Genomic DNA, 21,805 nt, shown 5'->3' with positions numbered 1-21,805 from the left:
CCGCTTACAGGCTTATGATGCCCAGCAGCAGTGCTGCAGCGACCATGACAAGTGCAGTACCAAACGCCCATTTCAGAAAGCCACGCTGCAATTCACCCAGTTCAGCACCGACCATACCGACCAGAAGATAAGTGGAAGGAACAAGCGGACTGAACAAATGAACGGGCAGGCCGAGAAGCGAGGCGCGGCCGATCATGGCCGGATCCACCCCGAACGAGGCTGCTGTTTTGGCAATCAGAGGCACAATACCGAAATAGAAGGCATCGTTCGACATGAAAAAGGTGAACGGTCCGCTGATTAACGCGGTAATCAGCGCCCAGTACGGTCCCAGGGATGCCGGGACATGATCGATTAACACCGCTGCCAGGGCATCAACCATTTTCGTTCCGGTGAAAACGCCGGTAAATATCCCTGCTGCAAAAATCATGGAAACTACCGCCAGGGCATTCCCTGCGTAAGCCTGCACGCGTTCCTTCTGCAGTTTCAGATTCGGGTAATTGATCATTGCCGCGAGCGCAAAAGCAAGCATAAAGAGGGCAGGGACGGGAATCAGTTCAATGATCAGGCAGACAAGCAGAAGAATCGTCATGATCCCGTTAACCCATACGAGTTTCGGCCGCTTCAGATCGACTGCTTCAGCTGATGCCGCCTGTTCCTCAAGTGTCCGGCCGTCAATTTTCAGCACACCGATCCGTTTTCGTTCTTTGCGGCCCATGTGAAAAGCAATAAATAAGACGAACAGCAGCCCGGCAGCCATAGCTGGAATGACCGGAATGAATACAGCCCCTGTCGTCTGATTCAGTGAAGCCAGAACGCGCGCGGTCGGGCCGCCCCAGGGCAGCAGATTCATCACTCCGGAAGCTGAAATCGCAATACCTGCGAGAATAATCGGTTTCATGCCGATGCGCTTATAAAGCGGCAGCATAGCGGAAACCGTGATCATATACGTCGTTGTTCCATCGCCGTCCAGAGAAACAACTGCGGCAAGTAGAGCTGTACCCAGCGCAATTTTCAGCGGATCACCCTTAACAACCTTCAGGATCCGCATAATGAGGGGATCAAAGAGACCACTGTCAATCATGATCCCGAAATACAAAATGGCAAACATAATCATGATGCCGGTCGGCGCCACGCCCTGAATCCCTTTCAGCATCATGCCGCCGATATCTTTCGAGAAGCCGCCGATAATCGCAAAGAAGGTAGGGACAAGCATCAGTGCAATCAGCGCCGATAATCGTCTGGACATGATCAGATACATAAAAACAACAATGGTCAGAAAACCAAGAAGTGCAAGCATAAGTCATTTCGCCCTTTCCGTCCTGCTTTTTGTCAGAGTCGAAATCTATTTTTTGACTGTTATATAACAAGTTGACTATAATTATAGATGCCGAGTGTGATAAATGCCACTATTTTGTAAACGCATTCATTATATTACGAAAGGATGGGAGACATGACAGTAACCGGAAGTCCTTTTAAAACAGATCAGGTGCTTGAAGACATTGCCACATATACTGCTGCACCGACGCCATTCAGTGAGACAGCACGGACTACGGCCAGATATGTCCTGATGGATACGATCGGGTGCGGCATCCTTGCCCTTCGCTTCCCGGAATGTACCAAACTGCTTGGACCCATCGCCCCCGGAACGGTCGTTCCTGACGGGGCCCGGGTTCCCGGAACCCCATATGTCCTTGATCCTGTTCGTGCGGCTTTTAATATCGGCTGCATGAACCGCTGGCTGGATTATAATGACACCTGGCTTGCAGCCGAATGGGGGCATCCGTCCGACAATCTTGCCGCCATTCTGGCAAGCGCCGACTATATCAGCCGGCAGAACCGTTCGAAAGGAAAGCCTGCCCTTGTCATGCGTCAGGTTCTTGATGCCATGATTAAAGCACACGAAATTCAGGGCGTACTGGCCCTGGGCAACAGTCTGAACCGGCACGGACTCGATCATGTGCTATTTGTTAAAGTTGCCTCCGCTGCCGTCTCCTGCGCCCTGTTCGGGGGAAATGAGAAAGAGATCGCTGCCGCGGTGTCGCAGGCATGGATTGACAGCTCGAGTCTCCGAACCTACCGCCATGCTCCCTCAACAGGTTCACGCAAATCCTGGGCAGCAGGTGATGCGGCCGCCCGGGGTGTCCAGCTTGCACTCATGACCCTGCGCGGCGAGATGGGCTATCCGCGTGCTCTGTCTTCACCGAAATGGGGCTTCCAGGATGTTCTGTACGGCGGTAAGCCCCTGCGCCTTGATCGACCGCTGGGTGCCTATGTGATGGAAAATGTGCTTTTTAAAGTTTCCTACCCGGCCGAGTTTCACGGGCAGACCGCGCTCGAAGCGGCGATCCGTCTTCATCCGGACGTAGCCGACCGCCTTGACGAGATCGAGAGAATTGAGATTATCACCCATGAATCAGCCATCCGGATTATTGATAAAACCGGACCGCTGCACAATCCCGCCGACCGCGATCACTGCATGCAATACATCGTCGCCATCGGTCTGATTCATGGAACACTGAATGCGGGTCATTATGAAGATGAGGCATCGCGTGATCCACGGATCGACCGGCTGCGCGGGAAAATGGACATTCGTGAAAGCAAAGTGTACAGCAGGGACTATCTCGATCCTGAGAAAAGATCTATTGCCAGCAGCGTCCAGGTGTTCTTCACGGACGGATCGGAAACACCGCGTGTGGCTGTGGAATATCCTCTTGGCCATAAAAAGCGCCGTGATGAGGCGTTCCCGTTAATCATGGATAAATTCAGAGAAAATCTTCGCACACGTTTCCCGGAAAAAAGAGTGAACCGGATTCTTCAGTTGAACAGTGACGAACAGCGCCTTCTGTCGATGCCGGTGGATGAATGGATGGAGCTTTTTACTTCAATCGAATCGAGGGGATCATATGAGCTGGATAGTTGATCGGACGCCCGCTCAGAACGTACTTGCCGAAAATTTCCGTCGTTTAATGAATGACCGGAAACTGCTACAGATTCCGGGGGTCCATGACGGCATGACGGCTTTAATCGCGAAAAAAACAGGTTTTAAAGCACTGTACCTTTCAGGGGCAGCCTATACCGCGAGTCGCGGCCTCCCGGATCTCGGGATGATTTACTCCAGTGAAGTGGCCGACAAAGCGAAGGAACTGATCCGGGCTTCCGGATTACCCCTGCTCGTCGATATCGATACCGGCTACGGCGGTGTGCTCAATGTCGCCCGGGCGGCAAAGGAAATGGAGGAAGCCGGTGTGGCCGCCGTGCAGATTGAAGATCAGCAGATGCCGAAAAAATGCGGGCATCTGAATGGAAAGCGACTGGTCACCTCAGAAGAGATGCAACAGAAAATCCGGATGCTGAAACACATCGCACCCGGTCTCATTGTCGTTGCCCGGACCGATGCACGCGCCGTTGAAGGAATGGACGGGGCCCTGCGCCGGGCCGGAGAATATGTGGCTGCCGGGGCAGATGCGATCTTTCCCGAAGCTTTTATCACCGGAGAGGATTTCAGACGGATGCACAGCGCGGTCGACAGGCCTCTTCTGGCCAATATGACGGAATTCGGAAAAACACCTTATTACACTGCCGATGAATTTGCCTCATTCGGCTGCAGTATGGTGATCTATCCTGTCACATCCATGCGTGCAGCCGCCGGGGCATGCACGCGCGTCTTCCAGGAGATCCATGATCGCGGAACGCAGAAAGAGGTCCTTGATGCGATGCAGACCCGCGCTGAATTATATGACACGATCGGGCTGGCTCAGTATGAAGCGCTTGATCAGAACATCGCTAAAACGGTATTGCCGGTAACAGGCAGGGAAGATCAGTGACGCGCTTTGTCCGGGTTCAAAAAAATGTTCCACCGGACTTAAGAAAACGTTTTTTCGAGATATTTACAGAGTCCGTTTTCCGCATTTGAGCGGTCCGTGACTTCATCAGCATGCCGTTTCACATGCTCAGGGGCATTTTTCATCGCAACCGAGTGCCCGGCGACCCGGAACATGGGAAGATCATTTTCCCCATCGCCAAAAGCAAGCGCCTCTGCCGGATTCAGATGAAAATGCTTCAGCAGAATCTCAATGCCGCTCGCCTTGGATACGCCCTGATTATTCACTTCGACATTATTTTTTGAAGAGGAGAAATGTTCAAACGGGATCCGTCTGCTGATTGTTTCCAGTTCTTCAATCCATGACCGGATGACGGAAACATTCCGGCTGAAAAAATACATTTTGCTCATATTCTCCCGGTCTTCAGGCGACAGGTGATCAAGCCAGATCATATCTCTGTACACAGCATCCTTACGCGACAACCATTCGTTAATATGTACAGATTCCGGCCGCTCGCCCCGGATTAAGCGTTTAAAGCAGGGTCTGTCGCAAAGAAGTGCGGCACGGCCTCCACTGACCGGGTGTAACTGGTAATAAAGCTGTTTTTTCTCAGCACGCTGCAGCAGTTCACTGACCAGTTCAGCAGGCAGCGCATTCTGATAAATGTTTGTTCCCCCTGCAAAAACAGCCATGCCGTTCGCCGTAACCATGCCGTCAACGGGGAAATCCGCAGGCAGAATGTTGCAGGCTTCACTGTACGACCGCCCTGTGACGGCAAAAATCCGGACACCGCGCGCCTTTATTTTCTTCAGACAGGCCGTCAGTTCTGCGTTAACTGTATTGACCGGCGTCAGTACTGTACCGTCAAGATCTGTCAGTACCGTCTCATACACATGGATCATTCCTTTGTTTATTTTCTCCTGATAAAAGCGCGGGAAGGCTGTTTCCCGCGCTTTTTACCGCTGCCGGAAAAGTCAATCTGACGAGCATATTTCCGGCAGGTTCAATAGACCATCCATCGATCTGTTCCCGTACCTTTTTTACCAACAGTGATGATTATAGCCGCAGTTTACCCTCGCTGCAACACGCGCCAAATCGTTGCAGCTTCTGCATATAGAGATGCCTTCACCCCGACCGATGCTCGAATGTGCCGCGCGAGGTTTGCAACCGGAGGAAACAGATCAGGCGAATTTTCGTCCCTGCTTTTTTACCGGTCGCTTTTTGCCGATCCCTTTTCTTCTGATGATGAGCGTTGCCGTCCGGGAATTTCCGTTCAAAACATTTTATAATATAATAAATTCATTGCAATATCATTCAGGGAGCGGACCATATGGAACTCAGAAACCTTAAAACCTTTCAGATTGCTGCCACATGTCTGAATTTCACGAAAGCAGCGAAAATCCTTAATTTTTCTCAGCCGACCGTTACGTCTCAGATTCGTGCACTGGAGCAGGAGATCGGTTCTCCGCTTTTCTTCCGGATCGGCAGGGAAACCTTTCTCACCCGTCAGGGGCACATTGTGAAAAAATACGCAGAGCGCATATCCGGATCCATCGAAGAAATGAAGCAGGCCCTGAAAAACAGCGATTGCTCCGGAAATCGAAAGCTGGTCATTGCCGCGTCTGAAACCTTTTGCACACATTACTTTCCCCCGATCATCCGAGCTTACCTGAAGGAGTTCCCCGATGCAGGAATCAGAATGATCACCTGTAACAGTAACGAAGTCATCGATGGAGTGAACCGTAACACGTTCGATATCGGCATTATTTCTGACGTATATCATAAATCAGGCATTACCAATCTCGTGATCTCGGATCGTGAGGATCTGATTCTGATCGTATCCAGAAAACTTCATGAGACGTATTCCCGCTCCGATCTTTTCGCCCGTTTTCCTTTTATCCGCTATGAGATCTCCGGCCCTTTCCGTGAGCAGATGGACAGCTTTATCCGCGGGGCCGGACTGAATCCGAAGCACATGATCGAAACGAGCAGCCTCGAAGCGGTTAAAAGTGCCGTTTTGAATGATATCGGTGTCGGTCTGATTGCCCGCAATCTGGTGGGTAAGGAACTTTCCGGCGGACAACTGGTTGAAATCAAACAGAATAAGCCTGCGGTCAAAATCCGCACCTCGCTGATTATTGCGACGCAGAAGATGAGTGATTCCCGAACCGCGCGCCTCGTCGAGCTCATCAGTCTGAACTGGAATGGCATGCAGGCCTGACGCCTTACTTTGCTGAAAGAATCCCCTCGGTCACGCTGCGGATCAGTTTTGGAACCACGTTGTAGGAATAAGGTTTATACACACGCTCCATCCAGGTATGTGCCCGTTTCCCGTATACTCCGATATCAAGAACAGGAATATTCAGTGCGCGGATCTTTTCCAGCGGCAATTTGTAGGGCCGGCCCCAGCCCGGAAAATTGCCGATAATCCTGTCGGTTTCTTCCGCCGTTTCACTCATCGACAGGTAGCTGCTGTCGGCAAGGTAAGGAAAAAATCTTTTTTTGGCAAAGGGCTCTCCGGTCTCCTCCGACGCCTTCGACAGAATCCGGTCCAGCAGACGATCGCAGCGGGCTTCCCCGGGTATCTCCTTTCGAAGATAATTATGCGGGCAGTAGGGCGGGGCAAAGAAGACGATGACTTTCGGCCGTTTATCCCCGGCAGCCGACTCGAGGGCTTCAATAATTTTATAGCTGTTTATACGAAAATCTTCCGTCGGGTGTTCCGCTATCGTCTCTGCGATGATTTTTTCCACATCCGTTCCTTTTGCAGCGACCTCCGCGGCAAATTCGCTGTACGTCAGGACTTCGGTCTGCCAGTCGGGCAGAGGTCCTTTCAGCCCGCAGTTACTGGAAAAATCCTGATACTGTTTTTCCAGGAAACGTGCAAGATCTGTGCATGCCTGCTCCGCGGTCTGCTTCAGCTGATCCAGCACGGCTTGCGGCGTGCGCTCATACAGGAAACAGTTAAAGTACAGACGCGTGGTTCCTGCTGTCTGGACATTATAAAACGCCTTTTGATCACGCAGATACAGACAGGAGGGCGGAAGGACCACTTCACCCGGAATCCGCTCCGCCACATCCATATTGTTGTTCAATGCTTCATTAATTTTACTTGCAATCAGTGTCGGGTCAATACCGGAAAGGGTTTCCCCAACATGGGTTTCCCGCCCCCGGATATAGAAACAGCCGAGCAGTTTCCCCGCCGAACCGGTGTAGACATAGCGATTGGGATCCCCTTTATACAGCGGGCTGACAAAATCGCCGTTGATCGCAAGAACATAGTCGAGCTGTTTCTCCTCCTTCAGCCGGATCAGTTCATCAACGGCTTCCATTACGCCCTCATGATCATTCTCCTCAACAGGATTAAACATCACGAGCAGATTCCCTTTCAGCTTCTCACGGTGCTCCGTATAATAAAGCAGGTTGCTGAGATGCACGGCGTCGCCGCTTTTCATATCGAGCATCCCGCGTCCAAAAAGCCAGTCCCCGCTTGCCGCGTCTTTCTGCACATCCGGATCCTTATCATAATCCCTGAAATAGTTAAGCAAATCATCCGGATCCAGCGCATGGGGCTCAAGTGCACCGAAGTCATCGATACCGACCGTGTCCATATGACCGTGGTAAATCACTGTTTTCGCTGTGGGTTCCGCACTTTCAAGAAAGGCAAAGACATTTTTTCTCCCCAGCGCATCTCCTTTCAGATCCTGAGTCCAGACCAGATCGGGGTGCTTCTGAAACCAGGGATAAGAGCGGAGGATCTCCACCAGTTTATCCGCCATATCGACTTCCCCCGTGGTCCCATTGACACTTTTCACCCCAACCAGTGTACGGGCGATCTTTTCAATCCGGTCCGCCTGCTTCAGGTCTTTCAATTGCTGATACATGTCCATCCTCCTCCTTTATTCCTCAATACGATCCCGCAGCAGCACGAGCGATGAGCAGTGGATGCCTCCGCCCATCTTATTCAGTTCGTCGACCGGGATAGCAATCACTTCTACACCTGCTTTTTCCAGTGCTTCAATCGTCCGCACACCAAGTGAAGTAAACAGAACTTTTCCCGGCGCAAGGCACAGGCAATTCGTTGTCATCGGCGGATCGAGCGGATCCGTATAAATCAGTTTAATCCCCCGTTTCTGCAGATCCTGCAGAAACCAGTGCGGAACGTTGTCGGGATCGACCAGTGCTTTATCAACGTCAACCATGTTAAAGACTTCATCCAGATGGATCATACTCGATGGAAGATCAATCACCACCAGTTCCATCCCCTGCCAGGAAAGAATAGCACGCATCTGATCAATGCCCGCCTGGTTGACACGGATCGAGCGGCCGGTGATCGCCGTCTTCCTGTCGAGTACGGCGAAGCTGCCCCCTTCAAAAAAACCTTCGCCCTGAATGGATGCGAGGACCGGCATGCCGATCTTCGCCGCCGTTTTCAATGTCCTGCGGGTTTCGCCGGCTCTGAATTTCAGGGCAAAGCGGGCCAGAACCAGCCCGCCGGGAATGACCATGCCGACATCACGGGCAAACAGATTATTCGTCAATAATTCCCCGTCATCCTCCAGCGGAATCACCTCTACGCCCTCTTTTTTCAGAACTGAGGTCATCTGGTCATGCTGGTCCTGCATTTTAGCCAGATCAGGCAAATCTTTTCCGAGACAGTAGCTGGTAATCTTTCCGCTCTGATCACGAAGAATGCGCGCCTGTAATGCCGGCTCATAGTGCGCTTGATTCAATTCCAGGATTTCGTTTCCCGGCCTGTGGACAAATACTTTACGTACTTTCCCGACTGCATTGGTATTCCCCCAGTCGCTTCCCCAGTATGTCTCCAGAAGAGAACGGCTTTCAAACGGTTCTTTCACCATATTTTCATCCAGAAATTTATGTAAAACAGACAAAACGACCACCCCTCTATATCCAGTATTTTCCTGATGGAATAAAAGCTGACAAAGATCCGCTTCTTTAATCATAGTATAAACGATTGAATCAGGAAATTTAAAATTTTCAATACCATCAATCAGAATATTTTATAGGTGAATTGGTATCAGCTCATGATCTTCAAGAGGCCGGTTCCTTCTGCTCCCGCATTGCCGCGTTACAGACAGCCGGGGGGTTGTCAGAAATCATATTTTTGTCAGATTATTTGCCTGAATTAAATAGTATTGTCAGATTCTCTGACAATATGTTTGACGTTCTTCCCTCATTCGTTTATTATTAAGTGCGTAAACTTCATCCTTTCTGTTTTCGTATATCCTTAATGATACGGTTTGAGGGTCTCTACCGAGGAACCGTAAATTCCCGGCTACGAAAAAATATGCATGCATATTTTTTCGTAGCCCTTTTTTTGTTCCTATTCTACTGGAGGTGCGGAAAGTGACAAGAATACTGATTAAAAATGCCGGGCTGATCACGATGAATGCAAACGAGGACATACTGAAAGGTGATCTGCTGATTGACGGGGACCGGATTGTCTCTGTGGGTCCGGTTGTTCCGGAAGAGACGGCTGACCGGGTTATCGACGCATCCGGACGGACAGTGATTCCGGGCTTTATTCAGACGCATATCCATCTGTGCCAGACCCTGTTTCGCGGAAAAGCCGATGATCTGGAACTCATGGACTGGCTGAGAGAGCGGATCTGGCCGCTCGAAGCCGCGCATGACGCCGAATCGATCTACACATCGGCCCTGCTCGGGATTGGTGAACTGATGGCAGGAGGGTCAACCACCATTGTCGACATGGAAACGGTACATCATACCAGCGAAGCCTTTGAAGCCATCGCCAAAAGCGGCATACGCGCACTCTCAGGTAAAGTCATGATGGATAAGGGGGATGAGGTCCCGGCCGGGCTGAAGGAAAAAACTGCGGACTCGATTCAGGAAAGTGTCGACCTGCTGGAGAAATGGAACGGGCATGACAACGGTCGGATCCGTTATGCCTTCGCCCCGCGTTTTGTGATCTCCTGTACGGAAGATCTGCTCCTTCAGGTTCGGGATCTGGCGGATCACTATGGCGTGTACGTCCACACGCACGCATCAGAGAACCGCGGAGAAATTGCCATCGTTGAACGGGAAACAGGCATGCGCAATATCATTTATCTAGATCATCTTGGGTTGGCCGGAAAGCGGCTGATTCTTGCTCATTGCATCTGGTTGTCCGAAGAAGAACGCCAGATCATTCAAAAACGCGGGGTTCACGTCAGCCATTGTCCGGGATCGAACCTGAAGCTCGCTTCCGGTATCGCGTCAGTCCCGCAGATGATCGCGATGGGGATCCATCCCGGTCTTGGTGCAGATGGCGCACCGTGCAACAACAACCTGGATATGTTCCAGGAAATGCGTCTTGCCGCCCTGATTCATAAGCCGGCAAACGGACCGACGGCAATGAATGCCCGCCAGGTCTTCCGCATGGCAACAATTGACGGCGCGCGTGCTGTCGGCATGGCCGACCAGATCGGCAGTCTTGAGCCGGGAAAGAAAGCCGATCTGGCCATTCTCAATCTCAATCAGTTTCACAGCAGTCCGTCATTCGGGACTGACCCCATCTCCCGCATTGTTTACTCAGCCATCAGTACGGACGTGGAAACCACGATCATTAATGGAAAAATCGTTATGGAAAAACGGCAGATGAAGACCATGGATCCGGACCTGGTCCTGAAAAGTGCTGAAAAGGCGATCCGCCGACTCATGAAACGGACCGGGTTGCGCGTATAAAAACCGGGGAACGTCAGAGTACGGTGGTTTGCCGTCCGGCGGATAGAATACACCACCCCGGGCAGAATAATTGAAAGGCTTTTCAATACCTGATTTAATAGAAGGGTACACTGCGACAGATGCTTCGCTTTTCTGATCATTTTTTCCCAAATAAGGAGGAATTTCAATGAGCCAGTATGAATTGCCTGAACTCGAATTTTCCCCCGACGCCCTTGAACCGTACATCGATAAAGAGACGATGATCCTGCACCACGATAAACACCATCGAACCTATGTCACCAACCTGAATGCCGCTCTTGATCAACATCCTGAACTGAAAGATCATTCGCTGACTGACCTGATTGCCCATGTTGAAAAAATCCCGGAAGATATCCGGACCGCCGTGCGAAATAATGGTGGCGGGCACTATAACCACAGCCTATTCTGGAAGATCCTGATTCCGGGAGGGGCCCATGAACCCACCGGAAAACTGAAAGAAGCCATTGAGAGCCAGCTCGGCGGATTTGACACGTTCAAATCGCGTTTTTCCGCAGCCGCTGCGGGACAATTCGGTTCCGGATGGGCCTGGCTGACGCTGGACGAGCGAAATCTGCTGCAGATTACCGGCACACCGAACCAGGACAGCCCGCTAATGAAACAGGAGAAGCCGATTCTTGGGATCGATGTCTGGGAACACGCATACTATCTCAACTACCAGAACCGGCGTCCCGAATATATTAAAAATTTTTTCCAGCTGATTAACTGGGACTTTGTCACTGACGCCTACGAAAAAATCCTGAATAAAGGATAACAGCGACAAGAGGTGGCCCGGCGCCTCCCGGCCTTTCATGCTATAATACTTCCCCTGACCCTTCCGCGTGAAGTATCATAGTATTAAGGAAGTGAATGAAATGACCGAAGGACTGGGTCTGATCCTGATAGAATGTTGCGACTATAATCTGTTAACGACGCAACACCTGAAAAAAATTGCCGCGCACCCGGAAGTGGCCGTCATGCATTATGACTGTCTGAATGTCTGCGGCATGTGCAGTCTGCGACCTTTCGCCATCGTCAACGGGCAGCGCATCTTCGGAAAAACAGTGGATGAATGTCTGGACAAAATCCAGAAGAAAGTAAATGAAGAACTGGCGAAACTGACATAAGCGCTAAAAAAGGCCTTCCGACGGATCGGAAAGGCCTTTTATGATTCATATAAAAATTTCACACAGACCGCCTCGGGAACCTGAATCACCGATCCGGTTTCTGTCAGCCTGCCACTTGCAACGTCCCGCTCAAAGAGCACGACATTTCCGGAGTACTGGTTTGCCGCAATCAGAAAATGTCCTGATGGATCGATTTCAATATCACGTGGCCAGCTACCGCCTGCCGATACATACCCGGCAGGCGTTACTTTTCCCGAATCTGCTTCAGTCTGAAAAACGGCGATGCTGTTATGTCCGCGATTCGAAACATAAACGAACCGTCCGTCCGGACTTATTTTTACGGCTGCCCCGCTGCTTTGTCCGCCATAATCTGCAGGCAGCGTGCCGACAGCCTGGGATATGGAAAATTCTCCTGTTGCAGCACGGAAATCCAGGGTAAATAACTCATTACTCAGCTCGGAAACAACATAGGCAACCGGTACTGCCGGGTGAAAAGCAATATGGCGTGGACCGGTTCCTGCAGGAAAGTCAAGCAGGCTAAGCACCTTCAGCCGCTGACCATCGATCTGATAAGTCGTCAGCTGGTCCGTTCCGAGATCAATGGTAACAATATACGGTTGACCGGGCGTAAAATCGGCAAAATGGACGTGCGGTCCTTCCTGTCTGTCCGGATTGGCACTTGAACCCTGATGATAATCCGTATCAACGGGCGAGGCAATACCGGTCCCTGAATCAACCGAATAAAGGTCTACCGTTCCCCGGTGATAGTTGCCTGAAAGAACATATCGATTGTCCGGATCAACAGCGACATAGCAGGGAGCAGCTCCCTCAGAAAGCTGCTGACCACTTTTTTTCAGCCTGCCGTCGTCAATACGCCAGGCAGCGACGCCGCCGGCATGGCCTTTCTGGATCACCGAATATAAGTGCCGATTATCCCTGCTGACGGCGAGATATGTCGGATTGCCCGCCTCCGCGGCTATTTCGGGCTGAGACAGCGTCTTTTTTTCCGTGTCCAGTTTAAATGTATAAATGCCCTTACTTTCCTCTCGGGTATAGGTACCGACAAATCCTCTGATGGTGCTCATAAAATCCCCTCCCTCTGTTTTCCAGACGAAATTCTGTAAATACACAAACTGATGAAGCATTTAACGAATGAGAAGAGCACGGCCAGACTCATCAAAATCAGATAACAGAAATTAAATCGGCCGATCCCGTCCATCATCCGGTCATGCAGCAGTGGATCAAGGATAACGCTTAACGTATTGGCGACGACAAAAAGCAGAAGCAAAGCACCCGCGCCGCCTGCTGCTCCGCGAATATCCTCGCGGCTGAGCGACATATGTGATGCGATGCACAGGGCAAGGATCACAAAGATCCAGAATCCGGGATTCGTCAGATGTTCCATTGAAAACAGTCCGCGAATCACAGCCAGAACGGCTTGTCCCAGCCTCAGCCAGCTTTCTTTTTCCGCAACCAGAAATACCGAGTGATCCATTGTGATCAATCGAAAGATCTGCTCAAAACTGTCCGGGACCAAAACACGGATAAACAGCAGAATCGCCAGGCCTCCTCCGAAAAGAGGGGCCAGTCCGATAAACAGATTTCCCATCCGCTGGTACAGACTGTCGGGGTTGTACGCATGATGCACATAACCAATGGTCCCATCCGGACTTGCCGGCTGCAGCAGCCTGACGGCAGTCACTTTATGACCAAAAAGCAGGCAGAGAGCAGCATGGCTGATTTCATGGATCGGCGTACCCAGCCAGGCGGTCATGTATATCCCCTTCATCCCGAGTGAGTGGATCATCAGCGTATTAGACCAGCGTTCCAGATAGCCGAGAATGAATCCACCACACACCAGTCCGCCTGTCAGGGAGATAAAGGCCACCAGACTCTCCCAGAGAATCGACAGAGCAAGAGCGATAAAACCGGAGATGAACATGAATCAGCGACGTCCAAGCTGCTGTTTTTCGAGGAAGGGTTTCAGTCTCATTCGGGCGGGAGCGGATAGACCGCGTGCAATTTCTGCTGTCCACGTATCGTCCCGCCGGTTGTCCGTCCGCGTTTTATAATACGTCCTGACCTTCTGATCATAGGTATCCATCATTTTTTCCGGAATATCCTTATTGTACGTGTTCTTATGGAAGATTACTTCAAGGGGCAGGCGCGGCTTTTGTTCCGGCTGCTGATCCGGATAGCCCACTGCGAGTCCGAAAAACGGAAACGTCCCTTCCGGCAGTCCAAGTAAAGCTGCCGTTTTATCTATATCATTCTGAATACTGCCGATAAAACAGATCCCGAGGCCCATGGATTCCGCAGCCACGGCCATATTCTGGGCCGCAAACGAAGCGTCACCGAGCGCAACAATCAGACGCTGAGTTGTATCCAGAATGGATGTGTCCGCACCCTGCTTTTCGCCAATCCGTTTATTCCGATACTGATCAGCGACAAAGACAAAAAAGCAGCCGTTTTCTTCGACGTACATCTGGTTGTTGTCTGCTATGATCCTTAACTGTTTTTTGATTTCAGGATCGTCCACACCAATGATTGAATAGGACTGGGTAAAACTGGAGGTCGATGCCGCCTGTGCACTTCTTACAAGCAGATTGATCTGATCTTCAGTCAGCGGTTTATTTTTAAACTTACGGATGGATCGATGATTTAACAGTGTTTCAATCACAGGATTCGCCTGCATGAATAACCTTCTCCTTCCAGCATATGTTCTTCTCTATTATACTTTTCCCGCGCGCCGGCTGCATGAATGGCGTTCCGACATAGGGTTTCCAGAATGACTCCAAAGTAAAAGAAACAGCGGGAGGAGGCCCCCGCTGCTTCATCCATAAGTATCAATTATTTCGTCAGTTCTTCAGTCAGCGGCGGCACGATCTGCTTCTTTCTGGACATCACGCCTTTCAGAGTAGCCTGATTATGATCAAGCGTGACATGGAAGGCATTCTCAGCGGCAGAAGCTGCTTTACCCAGAACCAGCGCTTTGGAATCACTGGTCAGAATATTCGTTACAGCGAGTACGAACAGGTCCAGATTTTTGTTATCAATTTCCTTCTGGATCGCCGCCTCAAGTTCTGCCTTTCTGGACAGTGCGTCATCAAAGTCAACCACGTTAACCTGTCCGATTTCAACACTGAATTTACCCATTTTAAAAGGCTTCATATCGAGCGTGATCAGCTCATCTGCCGATTTATCGCCGATATTGGTACCGGCTTTCAGCATCGTGAGACCATAAGACTCTGCGCTGACTCCGGAGAGTTGTTCCAGTTCCTTCGCCGCTTTGACGTCCTCTTCGGTGCACGTCGGCGATTTGAACAGCAGGGTGTCCGAAATAATTGCGGACAGCATCAGTCCGGCAATCGTTTTCGAGATTTCGACGCCGTTTTCTTTGAAAATCTTAACTAAAATTGTGGCGGTGCAGCCAACCGGTTCCGCCCGATAGTACAGAGGCGCCTTCGTTTCAAAATCGGCAATTCGATGATGATCGACAACGGAGAGCACCTCTACATCACGGATATCGTCGACGCTCTGTTTCGGTTCGTTATGGTCGACCAGATAAACGGCAGGGACTTCATTTGCCACGGTTTTAACCAGTCGCGGCACGGCGACATGAAAATGATTCAGAACATATTCTGTTTCGCCGTTCAGTTCGCCAAGACGTACGGCTTCAACATTCTCACCCAGTTTGTTCTTCAGATCGGCAAAGGCAATCGCCGAACAGATGGCATCTGTGTCAGGGCTCTTATGCCCGAAAACAAGCACTTTTCCCATTTTTTCTACCCCTTAATCACGTATTATTGGCTACTCACAGAAAATCCGTTTATAGTCTCTAAATAAAACCATACCTTATGTGTTGGAGAGTTTCAATAGCCGAGAGCGTGCCAGACTCTCCGTACCGTTAATTTCTTCAAATCAATCTCAAAAACATCCGGATTTGACAGCTGCGCCCAGTCCTCGAAGCCATAGCCGCTGTCAAAAGACTGCAGCAGCAGAACAAGGAGATTTCCATGCGTGACCACAATCGTACTGCGCTCCTGCTTTTGCTGCAGATCCCGAATCACTGCCAGGCCCCTTTCCCGGGCTTCTCTGCCTGATTCCCCGCCTGGAAGAGAAAAATCTGGATCATGAAAAGATTGATTCAGTTTTTCCAGCCAATTTTGAACCGGCTTCCTGCTGAGCCTTCGTTCAGCCAGACGACCGTCTGTAAGGACTTTCATTCCCCTGACTTCAGCCGTCGGAGTGATGGAATCGATCGCCCTCCGCCAGGGGCTGGATACAATGGTATCCACCTCAATCCAACTGAAGAACCTGGCGAGCGACTCAGCCTGCTCGCTATCTCGAGTTGTCATCTGCGCATCCGGATCCTGCCCGTTCGCTTCGCAGTGCCTGACAAGATAAATTTTTTCCATATTAAGTCATCCTTTCTGTTACTGGAGATCCCGGGATTCATCGTTCTGGTAAATTTTTCGCAGGACAGAAAAATAGACACTGATCTGAACGAGAGGGATCAGCATAATAATGAGAATCGGATAGGCCGGAAAATAATCATCAAAAAGCGGGTAAAAACACATCAGACCCGCGCAGACAGGTGCAATCAGCCACAGAACGGCAAAAGCGCGCCGGCAGGCCGCAGCGTTGATCGCCGTTTCTCTTTCATCTGCAGACGGCAGAATCAGCGGATACAGCCAGAATGATAGCCTTTCCTTCTTCTTATTTTTAAACAGGAGACAAGTGACGACCACAGAATAAATCAGAAGGGGAATCCAGAACAGCATATTAATCGATATCGTCCATTCGGACGCTGCGCTCTCAATGATTCTGGCAAACTGCTCATTTGCCGAAACCAGTGGAACAAGCGCAAGGGCAAAGAGGACAATTCCTGTCAGGCACAGGATATAAGATACAGTGAGCCGTTTCATTTCCGATCATCTCCTTTTTCCAGTTGAAAAACTTCCTCCATTTTTAAATCAAACACATGGCAGATCTCCAGCCCAAGGAGCAGTGACGGAACATAGTCCCCTTTTTCAATAGATGCAATCGTCTGCCGCGTCACACCGACCCTTTTGCCCAGATCGGATTGGGTCCAGTTATACCTCGCCCTCAATTCTTTTACACGATTTCGTAAGCAGCTCAAGAAATCACCTCAGTGATGGAAAAACAGTTAAACATTATGTTAAGTATAATTAACATATACCTGTCTGTCAATCCTGCTGATCGCCCTTTGATTTTTTTCCCTCTCCGATATTCCTTTACATTATATATGAGTTTGTTCCACTGTTTCCCGCCAGCGGCTCCGTTCTCCCCGGCCCTTTTCCCGAAAAAATTTTCGTCCTTTCTTAAGCATAAATAAACAGCCTGTCCGGATTCATGGACAGGCTCTGTTAAGCAAGCAGTCAATTTATCTCTTATTTTTTCTTCAGGCTTCGGGCAAAGGCATTCCCAATCGACTGGATACACTGAACAAGGATAATCAGAACAATAATTACTGCATACATGACATCCGGCTGGAAACGCGTATAGCCAAACTGATAGGCAAGATCACCAAGACCGCCGGCCCCGACAAGCCCTGCCATCGCTGTCTCGCCGATCAGGCCAATTGTGGCGATTGTCAGCCCGAGCACGATCGGCGCACGGGTCTCGCGGATAATGACCGACCAGACAATCTTCGGAGTGGAAATCCCCATCGACTGATAGGCCTCAATCACACCGCGATTCACTTCAAGCATCGCCGACTCCATGAGGCGGGCAATGTAAGGCGAACAGGAAACAACCAGCGGGAAAATGACACCCTTAACACCAATGGTTGTCCCCACAAGCAATCTGGTCACCGGAAGAAGCAGGAAAAGCATGATAATGAAAGGAATCGAGCGAATGACATTAATCAGTGTATTCAAAAAGGTATAGACCGTCGAATTTTCGACCTGGCCGCCTTTGCGCGTCAAAATAAGCAAAACGCCGAGAGGAATACCAATTAATACTGAAAAACCGAGAGCAATAAAAGTCATTTGCAGCGTCTGGAGAAAAGCTGTCCAGATCGCTTCACCCCATTGATTAAAAAAATCAGTCATGTCAGTCAGCGACCTCCTCAACGATAATCTGTTCGGCCTTCAAATAATTTGTCGCCTCACGAATCTGATCAGGATTTCCTTTGAGATGGACAAGCAGGTTGCCGATCGACTCCTGTTTTAACTGATCGATGCCGCCGGCGATGATACTGGGCAGCACATCAAAGCGGCGGGCCAGTGTCGCTAGTGCCGGATCTTTTGCTGATTCCCCGATAAAGGTCAGATGAACCAGTTTCCCTGTGCTTTTCAATTCCTGAAGCAGCGGCGCGGGAATTCTGAATCGGGATTCATTGCGGACAAATTGTCTCGTCAGTGCCTTTTCAGGCCGGGCAAAAATGTCTAATACCGGGCCCTGCTCCACGATCCGCCCTTTTTCCATCACGGCCACGCGGTCACAGATGCGTTGAATGACATTCATTTCATGGGTAATCAGAAAGACGGTGATCCCCAGTTCTTTATTAACCTTGAGCAGCAGTTCGAGGATCGACTCTGTTGTGTTCGGATCAAGGGCACTTGTTGCTTCATCACTCAGCAGCACTTCCGGTTCATGGGCAAGTGCCCGTGCTATCGCCACACGCTGCTTCTGACCACCGGACAGCTGGCCGGGAAACGCATGCATGCGATCCTGCAGGCCAACGACTTCAAGATACTTTTCCGCACGTGTCCTGATGACCTGTTTCGGTACACCTTCAAGCTTAAGCGGGATCGCAATATTATCATAGACATTTGCGGTCTCAAGCAAATTATATCCCTGAAAAATCATTCCGATTTTCCGGCGCATCTGACGCAACTTTTTATGTTTCAGTTTGAGAAGATCTGTTCCATCAACGAAGATGGAACCGCTCGTCGGGCGTTCAAGCAGGTTAATACAGCGAATTAACGTACTCTTTCCTGCCCCACTGTAACCGATGACCCCGAAAACCTCGCCTTTATTAATGGTGAGCGTCACATCATCGAGCGCCTGAATTTTCGTCTTTCCTGTTACAAATGTTTTGGAAACATGATGGATAGCAATCATTGAAGGGACTCCTTACCAGGCCGGCACAACGGAACCACCGAACTGTTTCTGAATATAATCTTTAACTTCCTGAGACTGGTAGTATTTTTTGATTTTGCCAATCACTTCATCATCTTTATTTTCCGTCCGGACAACAAAATAGTTCGGATAAGGATTATTCTTCAGAGGCTCATGGAAGATGGCATCCTTAAGAACGGTCAGACCGGCTCCCATAGCAAAGTTGGTATTAATCGCTGCAGCCGCCACTTCATCCAGCTGTTTCGGCAACTGGGCGGCGTCCATCTCAATAATTTCGAGATTTTTCGGATTCTCAACGACATCCCGCTTTGTCGCTGTGACGCCGGAACCTTTTTTCAATTTTATCACACCTGCTTTTTCAAACAGCTGCAGTCCGCGCAGCTCATTTGCCGGATCGTTGGGCACTGCAATTTTATCGCCCTTTTTCAATTGATCCAGATCTTTAATGGCCTTCGAATAAATCCCCAGCGGATAGGCAACAGTAGCAAAGGCATCGGTAATTTTATAATTCTTATTCTTGATCTGATCCTTCAGGAAAGGCATCGTCTGGTAACTGTTGGCGTCCAGACTGCCGTCATTCAAAGCGATATTCGGCTGGTTGTAATCATTAAAAGACTTGAGATGGATCGTCAGCCCGTCCTTTTTAGCCAGTTTTACAACCTGCTCCATAACCTGCTGGTGCGGCCCGCTGGTCACCCCGACAGTCACCTCTTTCGTGCTCAGCTCGCCTGATGATGACCCGCTTCCGTTTCCACAGGCCGACAGTACAAAAACCAGTATAAAGATAAAAGCTGCTGATAGAACCTTACGCAAGTGTCTCATTTTCTTCCCCCTGGTGCATCTGTTTGTTTTTTCCCGGTACATATATCCCTTATCCAGAATAAAAAGGGTAAAAAAAAAGCTTCTCCGATAAGAGAGGCTGTTCGTTTCCGAATTTCTCTTATCTCTCAGAATTTGCCGCAGCGCCTTCTGCAGGAATTAGCACCTTCATTGATAGATCATGAGGTTGCCGGGTTTCATAGGGCCTGTCCCTCCACCACTCTGGATAAGAAATATTTAATTAACCGATGGACTCATTTTACTATGAAATAAAAATTGTGTCAAAATAATTTTGTACTGGGCTTTTTGCGATGCTGATTTTTTTCATCACGCCAACATATTCAGCAGAGCTATACCGTTTGACCAGGCAAATCTTCTTCTTCTGCGTTTTGCGATCCCTTTCAAAGCCGCCACAGGCTATCTCCTATCTTGCGAGGGGTTTCATATCACTTTCTTCTAAATAAGATGTCTTGTCCTGAGAGCGAAAAGTAAAATAAGCGGATATTTTCCGGTCAGGGGCATAACGGCGCGCTTTTCGGGGAGTACATAAGCGGAGATTTTCCGATTAAGCCGGGCAAAAAGCTCCATTTCCCCGTTTCTCCAGTCAATAGGCGGAATCTCTCCGTCTATTCTAGCTATTCTTAAATTAAATGACTCAGTAAGCGGAATTTTTCCGTCTATTCATCTGAGCAGGCGCTTAATCGGATCCCCCCAACCGATAAGGGCGGATTCCGGGAAACCTTCCTCTGCACTTTTCATATGGGTGTAAATTGTCCCTGATTTTTGACCATACATGCCCCCTGTTTTGGGGAAAATAATTTTTACGCAAGGCGCCCCCCAATCGCCATGAGCTTGTATCTTTTTATTTCCGTCAATCTTTATATGTCAATGATTCATATCTCATTATGATCCGTAAATCAGCCTTTATCCGTCATATTTCATAAATATTTAACATTTTTAAGCGTTTTCACTAGAATTGACCGGTTGACAGATTTATAATGTAGCTAACAAAGTGAAGGGTGATGGACACATATGACAGAAACAATAGCAGTAGAAAAACATGAAAAACTGGCAAAATCAGTAACTTCTCCCAAGAAGTTCATTGTTGGAAAAGGCATTTTAAAAAATATCAGTAATTATATAGCGCCCCTCGGTGATAACGCTTACTTTATATGTGATGAATTTATTTATGAACGTGCTGAGGAAGAGGGGGGCGCTTCATTTAAAAACGGCGCGAAGGCAACATTTGAAAAGTTTAATTACGAGTGTTCTGACGCAGAAATTACCCGGAACAGGAAACTCGCCCAGGCCTGCGGCGCCAATGTAATCGTCGGTATTGGCGGCGGAAAAACGCTTGACACTGCTAAAGCGACTGCCTACTTTGAAAAATTACCCGTTGTCATTTATCCGACCATCGCCTCAACCGATGCGCCATGTACGTCTCTGGCCGTTATCTATACACCGGAAGGACAGTTTGATCACTATCTGGATCTTCCCAGTAATCCGGATATGGTGATCGCCGATACTGAAATCCTTTCCGCCGCTCCGGCACGTTTCTTCATTGCCGGGATCGGCGACGGACTCACCACATACTTTGAATCCCGGGCCTGCTACAGAGCAGACGGGATCAATCTGGCTGCCCTTAAACCGTCTCTGATCGGTGTCGGCCTTTCAAAACTCTGTTACGATACCATCCGCCGTAATGCCGTTCCTGCCGTCCGTGCAGTCGAAAAAAGATTATCAACAACAGCTGTTGAAGCGGTCATTGAAGCAAGCATTTACCTCAGTGGTGTCGGAGCAGAATCAGGAGGACTTGCCGCAGCCCACGCCGTTCATAACGGAATGACCGCCGTACCCGCCCTTCATCGGGCGCAGCATGGCGAAAAGGTGACTTTCGGTCTGCTGACTCAACTTGTTCTTGAAAACGCACCAATTGAAGAGATGGAAGAAATTATAAAAATCATCAAAGCGGTTGGCCTTCCTCTGACATTGAAAGATCTCGGCGTTGATAAATTCAATGACGATGAATGGAGAAAAGTGGCCGAGATGGCCTGTGCCAAGGGAGATACCATGTGTAACATGCCATTTGCTGTGACGCCTGATGATGTCTTTAACGCCATTGTCACTGCCGATGCCATTGCTCAGTCCTATCATGACTGAGTGAAAGGTCACCCTTTTACCAGCGAAGAAAAGAGGACAGCCACA

21 protein-coding genes and 2 riboswitches are annotated in these 21,805 nt (G+C 49.6%); of the genes, 7 read left to right on the top strand and 14 right to left on the bottom strand.

All coding sequences use genetic code 11. The features are described from left to right. Window positions 1–4: 4 nt before the first annotated feature. Window positions 5–1,297: a CitMHS family transporter gene (locus EWH91_RS07425; protein WP_129929404.1), complete on the bottom strand. Its 1,293-nt coding sequence runs from the start codon at window positions 1,295–1,297 to the stop codon at window positions 5–7. Between the two features lie 153 nt (window positions 1,298–1,450). On the opposite strand from EWH91_RS07425, the gene EWH91_RS07420 reads away from it, so the two are divergent. Continuing rightward, on the top strand, window positions 1,451–2,920 hold the full coding sequence (locus EWH91_RS07420; RefSeq protein ID WP_165364269.1) for a bifunctional 2-methylcitrate dehydratase/aconitate hydratase: 1,470 nt from the start codon (window positions 1,451–1,453) through the stop codon (window positions 2,918–2,920). Beyond that, the gene (gene prpB, locus EWH91_RS07415) at window positions 2,904–3,824 is read left to right on the top strand and encodes a methylisocitrate lyase (protein WP_129929402.1); all 921 of its coding nucleotides are present in this window, start codon (window positions 2,904–2,906) and stop codon (window positions 3,822–3,824) included. The genes EWH91_RS07420 and prpB overlap by 17 nt, the downstream gene beginning before the upstream one ends. 38 nt (window positions 3,825–3,862) lie before the next feature. Here prpB and EWH91_RS07410 read toward each other — a convergent pair whose 3' ends face one another. Continuing rightward, window positions 3,863–4,723, bottom strand: a complete 861-nt coding sequence (locus tag EWH91_RS07410; RefSeq protein ID WP_240697294.1) for an HAD family hydrolase — start codon at window positions 4,721–4,723, stop codon at window positions 3,863–3,865. A 428-nt stretch (window positions 4,724–5,151) separates the two neighbouring features. Here EWH91_RS07410 and EWH91_RS07405 point away from each other — a divergent pair, with 428 nt between their 5' ends. Beyond that, on the top strand, window positions 5,152–6,042 hold the full coding sequence (locus tag EWH91_RS07405; protein WP_129929401.1) for a LysR family transcriptional regulator: 891 nt from the start codon (window positions 5,152–5,154) through the stop codon (window positions 6,040–6,042). Window positions 6,043–6,046: 4 nt separating this feature from the next. Here the strand turns inward: EWH91_RS07405 and EWH91_RS07400 are convergent, their stop codons facing one another. Further along, a complete protein-coding gene (locus EWH91_RS07400; RefSeq protein ID WP_129929400.1) occupies window positions 6,047–7,705 on the bottom strand; it encodes a M20/M25/M40 family metallo-hydrolase in 1,659 nt (552 codons plus the stop codon). Window positions 7,706–7,720: 15 nt separating this feature from the next. Then, window positions 7,721–8,725: a dimethylarginine dimethylaminohydrolase family protein gene (locus EWH91_RS07395; RefSeq protein ID WP_240697293.1), complete on the bottom strand. Its 1,005-nt coding sequence runs from the start codon at window positions 8,723–8,725 to the stop codon at window positions 7,721–7,723. A gap of 317 nt (window positions 8,726–9,042) precedes the next feature. Beyond that, window positions 9,043–9,143: riboswitch (purine riboswitch) on the top strand. A gap of 48 nt (window positions 9,144–9,191) precedes the next feature. On the opposite strand from EWH91_RS07395, the gene EWH91_RS07390 reads away from it, so the two are divergent. The 3 genes from EWH91_RS07390 (at window position 9,192) to EWH91_RS07380 (ending at window position 11,671) form a co-directional block, all read left to right on the top strand. After that, window positions 9,192–10,529 carry a 5'-deoxyadenosine deaminase gene (locus EWH91_RS07390; protein ID WP_129929398.1) on the top strand — a complete coding sequence of 446 codons (1,338 nt, stop codon included), beginning with the start codon at window positions 9,192–9,194 and terminating at the stop codon, window positions 10,527–10,529. Between the two features lie 166 nt (window positions 10,530–10,695). Then, on the top strand, window positions 10,696–11,319 hold the full coding sequence (locus tag EWH91_RS07385; protein ID WP_129929397.1) for a superoxide dismutase: 624 nt from the start codon (window positions 10,696–10,698) through the stop codon (window positions 11,317–11,319). A gap of 100 nt (window positions 11,320–11,419) precedes the next feature. Further along, the gene (locus EWH91_RS07380; RefSeq protein ID WP_129929396.1) at window positions 11,420–11,671 is read left to right on the top strand and encodes a YuzB family protein; all 252 of its coding nucleotides are present in this window, start codon (window positions 11,420–11,422) and stop codon (window positions 11,669–11,671) included. A 38-nt stretch (window positions 11,672–11,709) separates the two neighbouring features. Here the strand turns inward: EWH91_RS07380 and EWH91_RS07375 are convergent, their stop codons facing one another. The 10 genes from EWH91_RS07375 to EWH91_RS07330 form a co-directional block, all read right to left on the bottom strand. Continuing rightward, the gene (locus EWH91_RS07375; RefSeq protein ID WP_129929395.1) at window positions 11,710–12,756 is read right to left on the bottom strand and encodes a lactonase family protein; all 1,047 of its coding nucleotides are present in this window, start codon (window positions 12,754–12,756) and stop codon (window positions 11,710–11,712) included. Continuing rightward, entirely contained in the window at window positions 12,753–13,613 is an 861-nt protein-coding gene (locus EWH91_RS07370; protein ID WP_206184303.1) for a hypothetical protein, read from the bottom strand. The genes EWH91_RS07375 and EWH91_RS07370 overlap by 4 nt, the downstream gene beginning before the upstream one ends. Before the next feature lie 3 nt (window positions 13,614–13,616). Continuing rightward, window positions 13,617–14,366: an oxygen-insensitive NADPH nitroreductase gene (gene nfsA / locus EWH91_RS07365; protein WP_129929394.1), complete on the bottom strand. Its 750-nt coding sequence runs from the start codon at window positions 14,364–14,366 to the stop codon at window positions 13,617–13,619. A gap of 155 nt (window positions 14,367–14,521) precedes the next feature. Continuing rightward, window positions 14,522–15,451 carry a manganese-dependent inorganic pyrophosphatase gene (locus tag EWH91_RS07360; protein WP_129929393.1) on the bottom strand — a complete coding sequence of 310 codons (930 nt, stop codon included), beginning with the start codon at window positions 15,449–15,451 and terminating at the stop codon, window positions 14,522–14,524. Window positions 15,452–15,543: 92 nt separating this feature from the next. Next, the gene (locus EWH91_RS07355) at window positions 15,544–16,089 is read right to left on the bottom strand and encodes a histidine phosphatase family protein (RefSeq protein ID WP_129929392.1); all 546 of its coding nucleotides are present in this window, start codon (window positions 16,087–16,089) and stop codon (window positions 15,544–15,546) included. Window positions 16,090–16,107: 18 nt separating this feature from the next. Beyond that, window positions 16,108–16,599, bottom strand: coding sequence for a hypothetical protein (locus EWH91_RS07350; protein WP_129929391.1), 492 nt, complete (start codon window positions 16,597–16,599; stop codon window positions 16,108–16,110). Beyond that, entirely contained in the window at window positions 16,596–16,814 is a 219-nt protein-coding gene (locus tag EWH91_RS07345) for a helix-turn-helix transcriptional regulator (RefSeq protein WP_129929390.1), read from the bottom strand. Before EWH91_RS07345 ends, EWH91_RS07350 begins: the two co-directional genes overlap by 4 nt. A gap of 271 nt (window positions 16,815–17,085) precedes the next feature. After that, window positions 17,086–17,748: a methionine ABC transporter permease gene (locus EWH91_RS07340; protein WP_129929389.1), complete on the bottom strand. Its 663-nt coding sequence runs from the start codon at window positions 17,746–17,748 to the stop codon at window positions 17,086–17,088. A gap of 1 nt (window position 17,749) precedes the next feature. Beyond that, window positions 17,750–18,763, bottom strand: a complete 1,014-nt coding sequence (locus EWH91_RS07335) for a methionine ABC transporter ATP-binding protein (RefSeq protein ID WP_129929388.1) — start codon at window positions 18,761–18,763, stop codon at window positions 17,750–17,752. A 12-nt stretch (window positions 18,764–18,775) separates the two neighbouring features. Then, the gene (locus tag EWH91_RS07330; protein ID WP_129929387.1) at window positions 18,776–19,603 is read right to left on the bottom strand and encodes a MetQ/NlpA family ABC transporter substrate-binding protein; all 828 of its coding nucleotides are present in this window, start codon (window positions 19,601–19,603) and stop codon (window positions 18,776–18,778) included. A 115-nt stretch (window positions 19,604–19,718) separates the two neighbouring features. Next, a riboswitch (SAM riboswitch) is annotated at window positions 19,719–19,833 on the bottom strand. A gap of 799 nt (window positions 19,834–20,632) precedes the next feature. Here EWH91_RS07330 and EWH91_RS07325 point away from each other — a divergent pair. Continuing rightward, window positions 20,633–21,760 (top strand): glycerol dehydrogenase, encoded by a 1,128-nt coding sequence (locus EWH91_RS07325; RefSeq protein ID WP_129929386.1) that lies wholly within the window; start codon window positions 20,633–20,635, stop codon window positions 21,758–21,760. Window positions 21,761–21,805: the final 45 nt, after the last annotated feature.

It is taken from the genome of Sporolactobacillus sp. THM19-2 (assembly GCF_004153195.1).
In the GTDB taxonomy this organism is placed as follows: Bacteria; Bacillota; Bacilli; order Bacillales; family Sporolactobacillaceae; genus Sporolactobacillus.
This window is presented reverse-complemented; position numbering and strand designations above follow the sequence as displayed.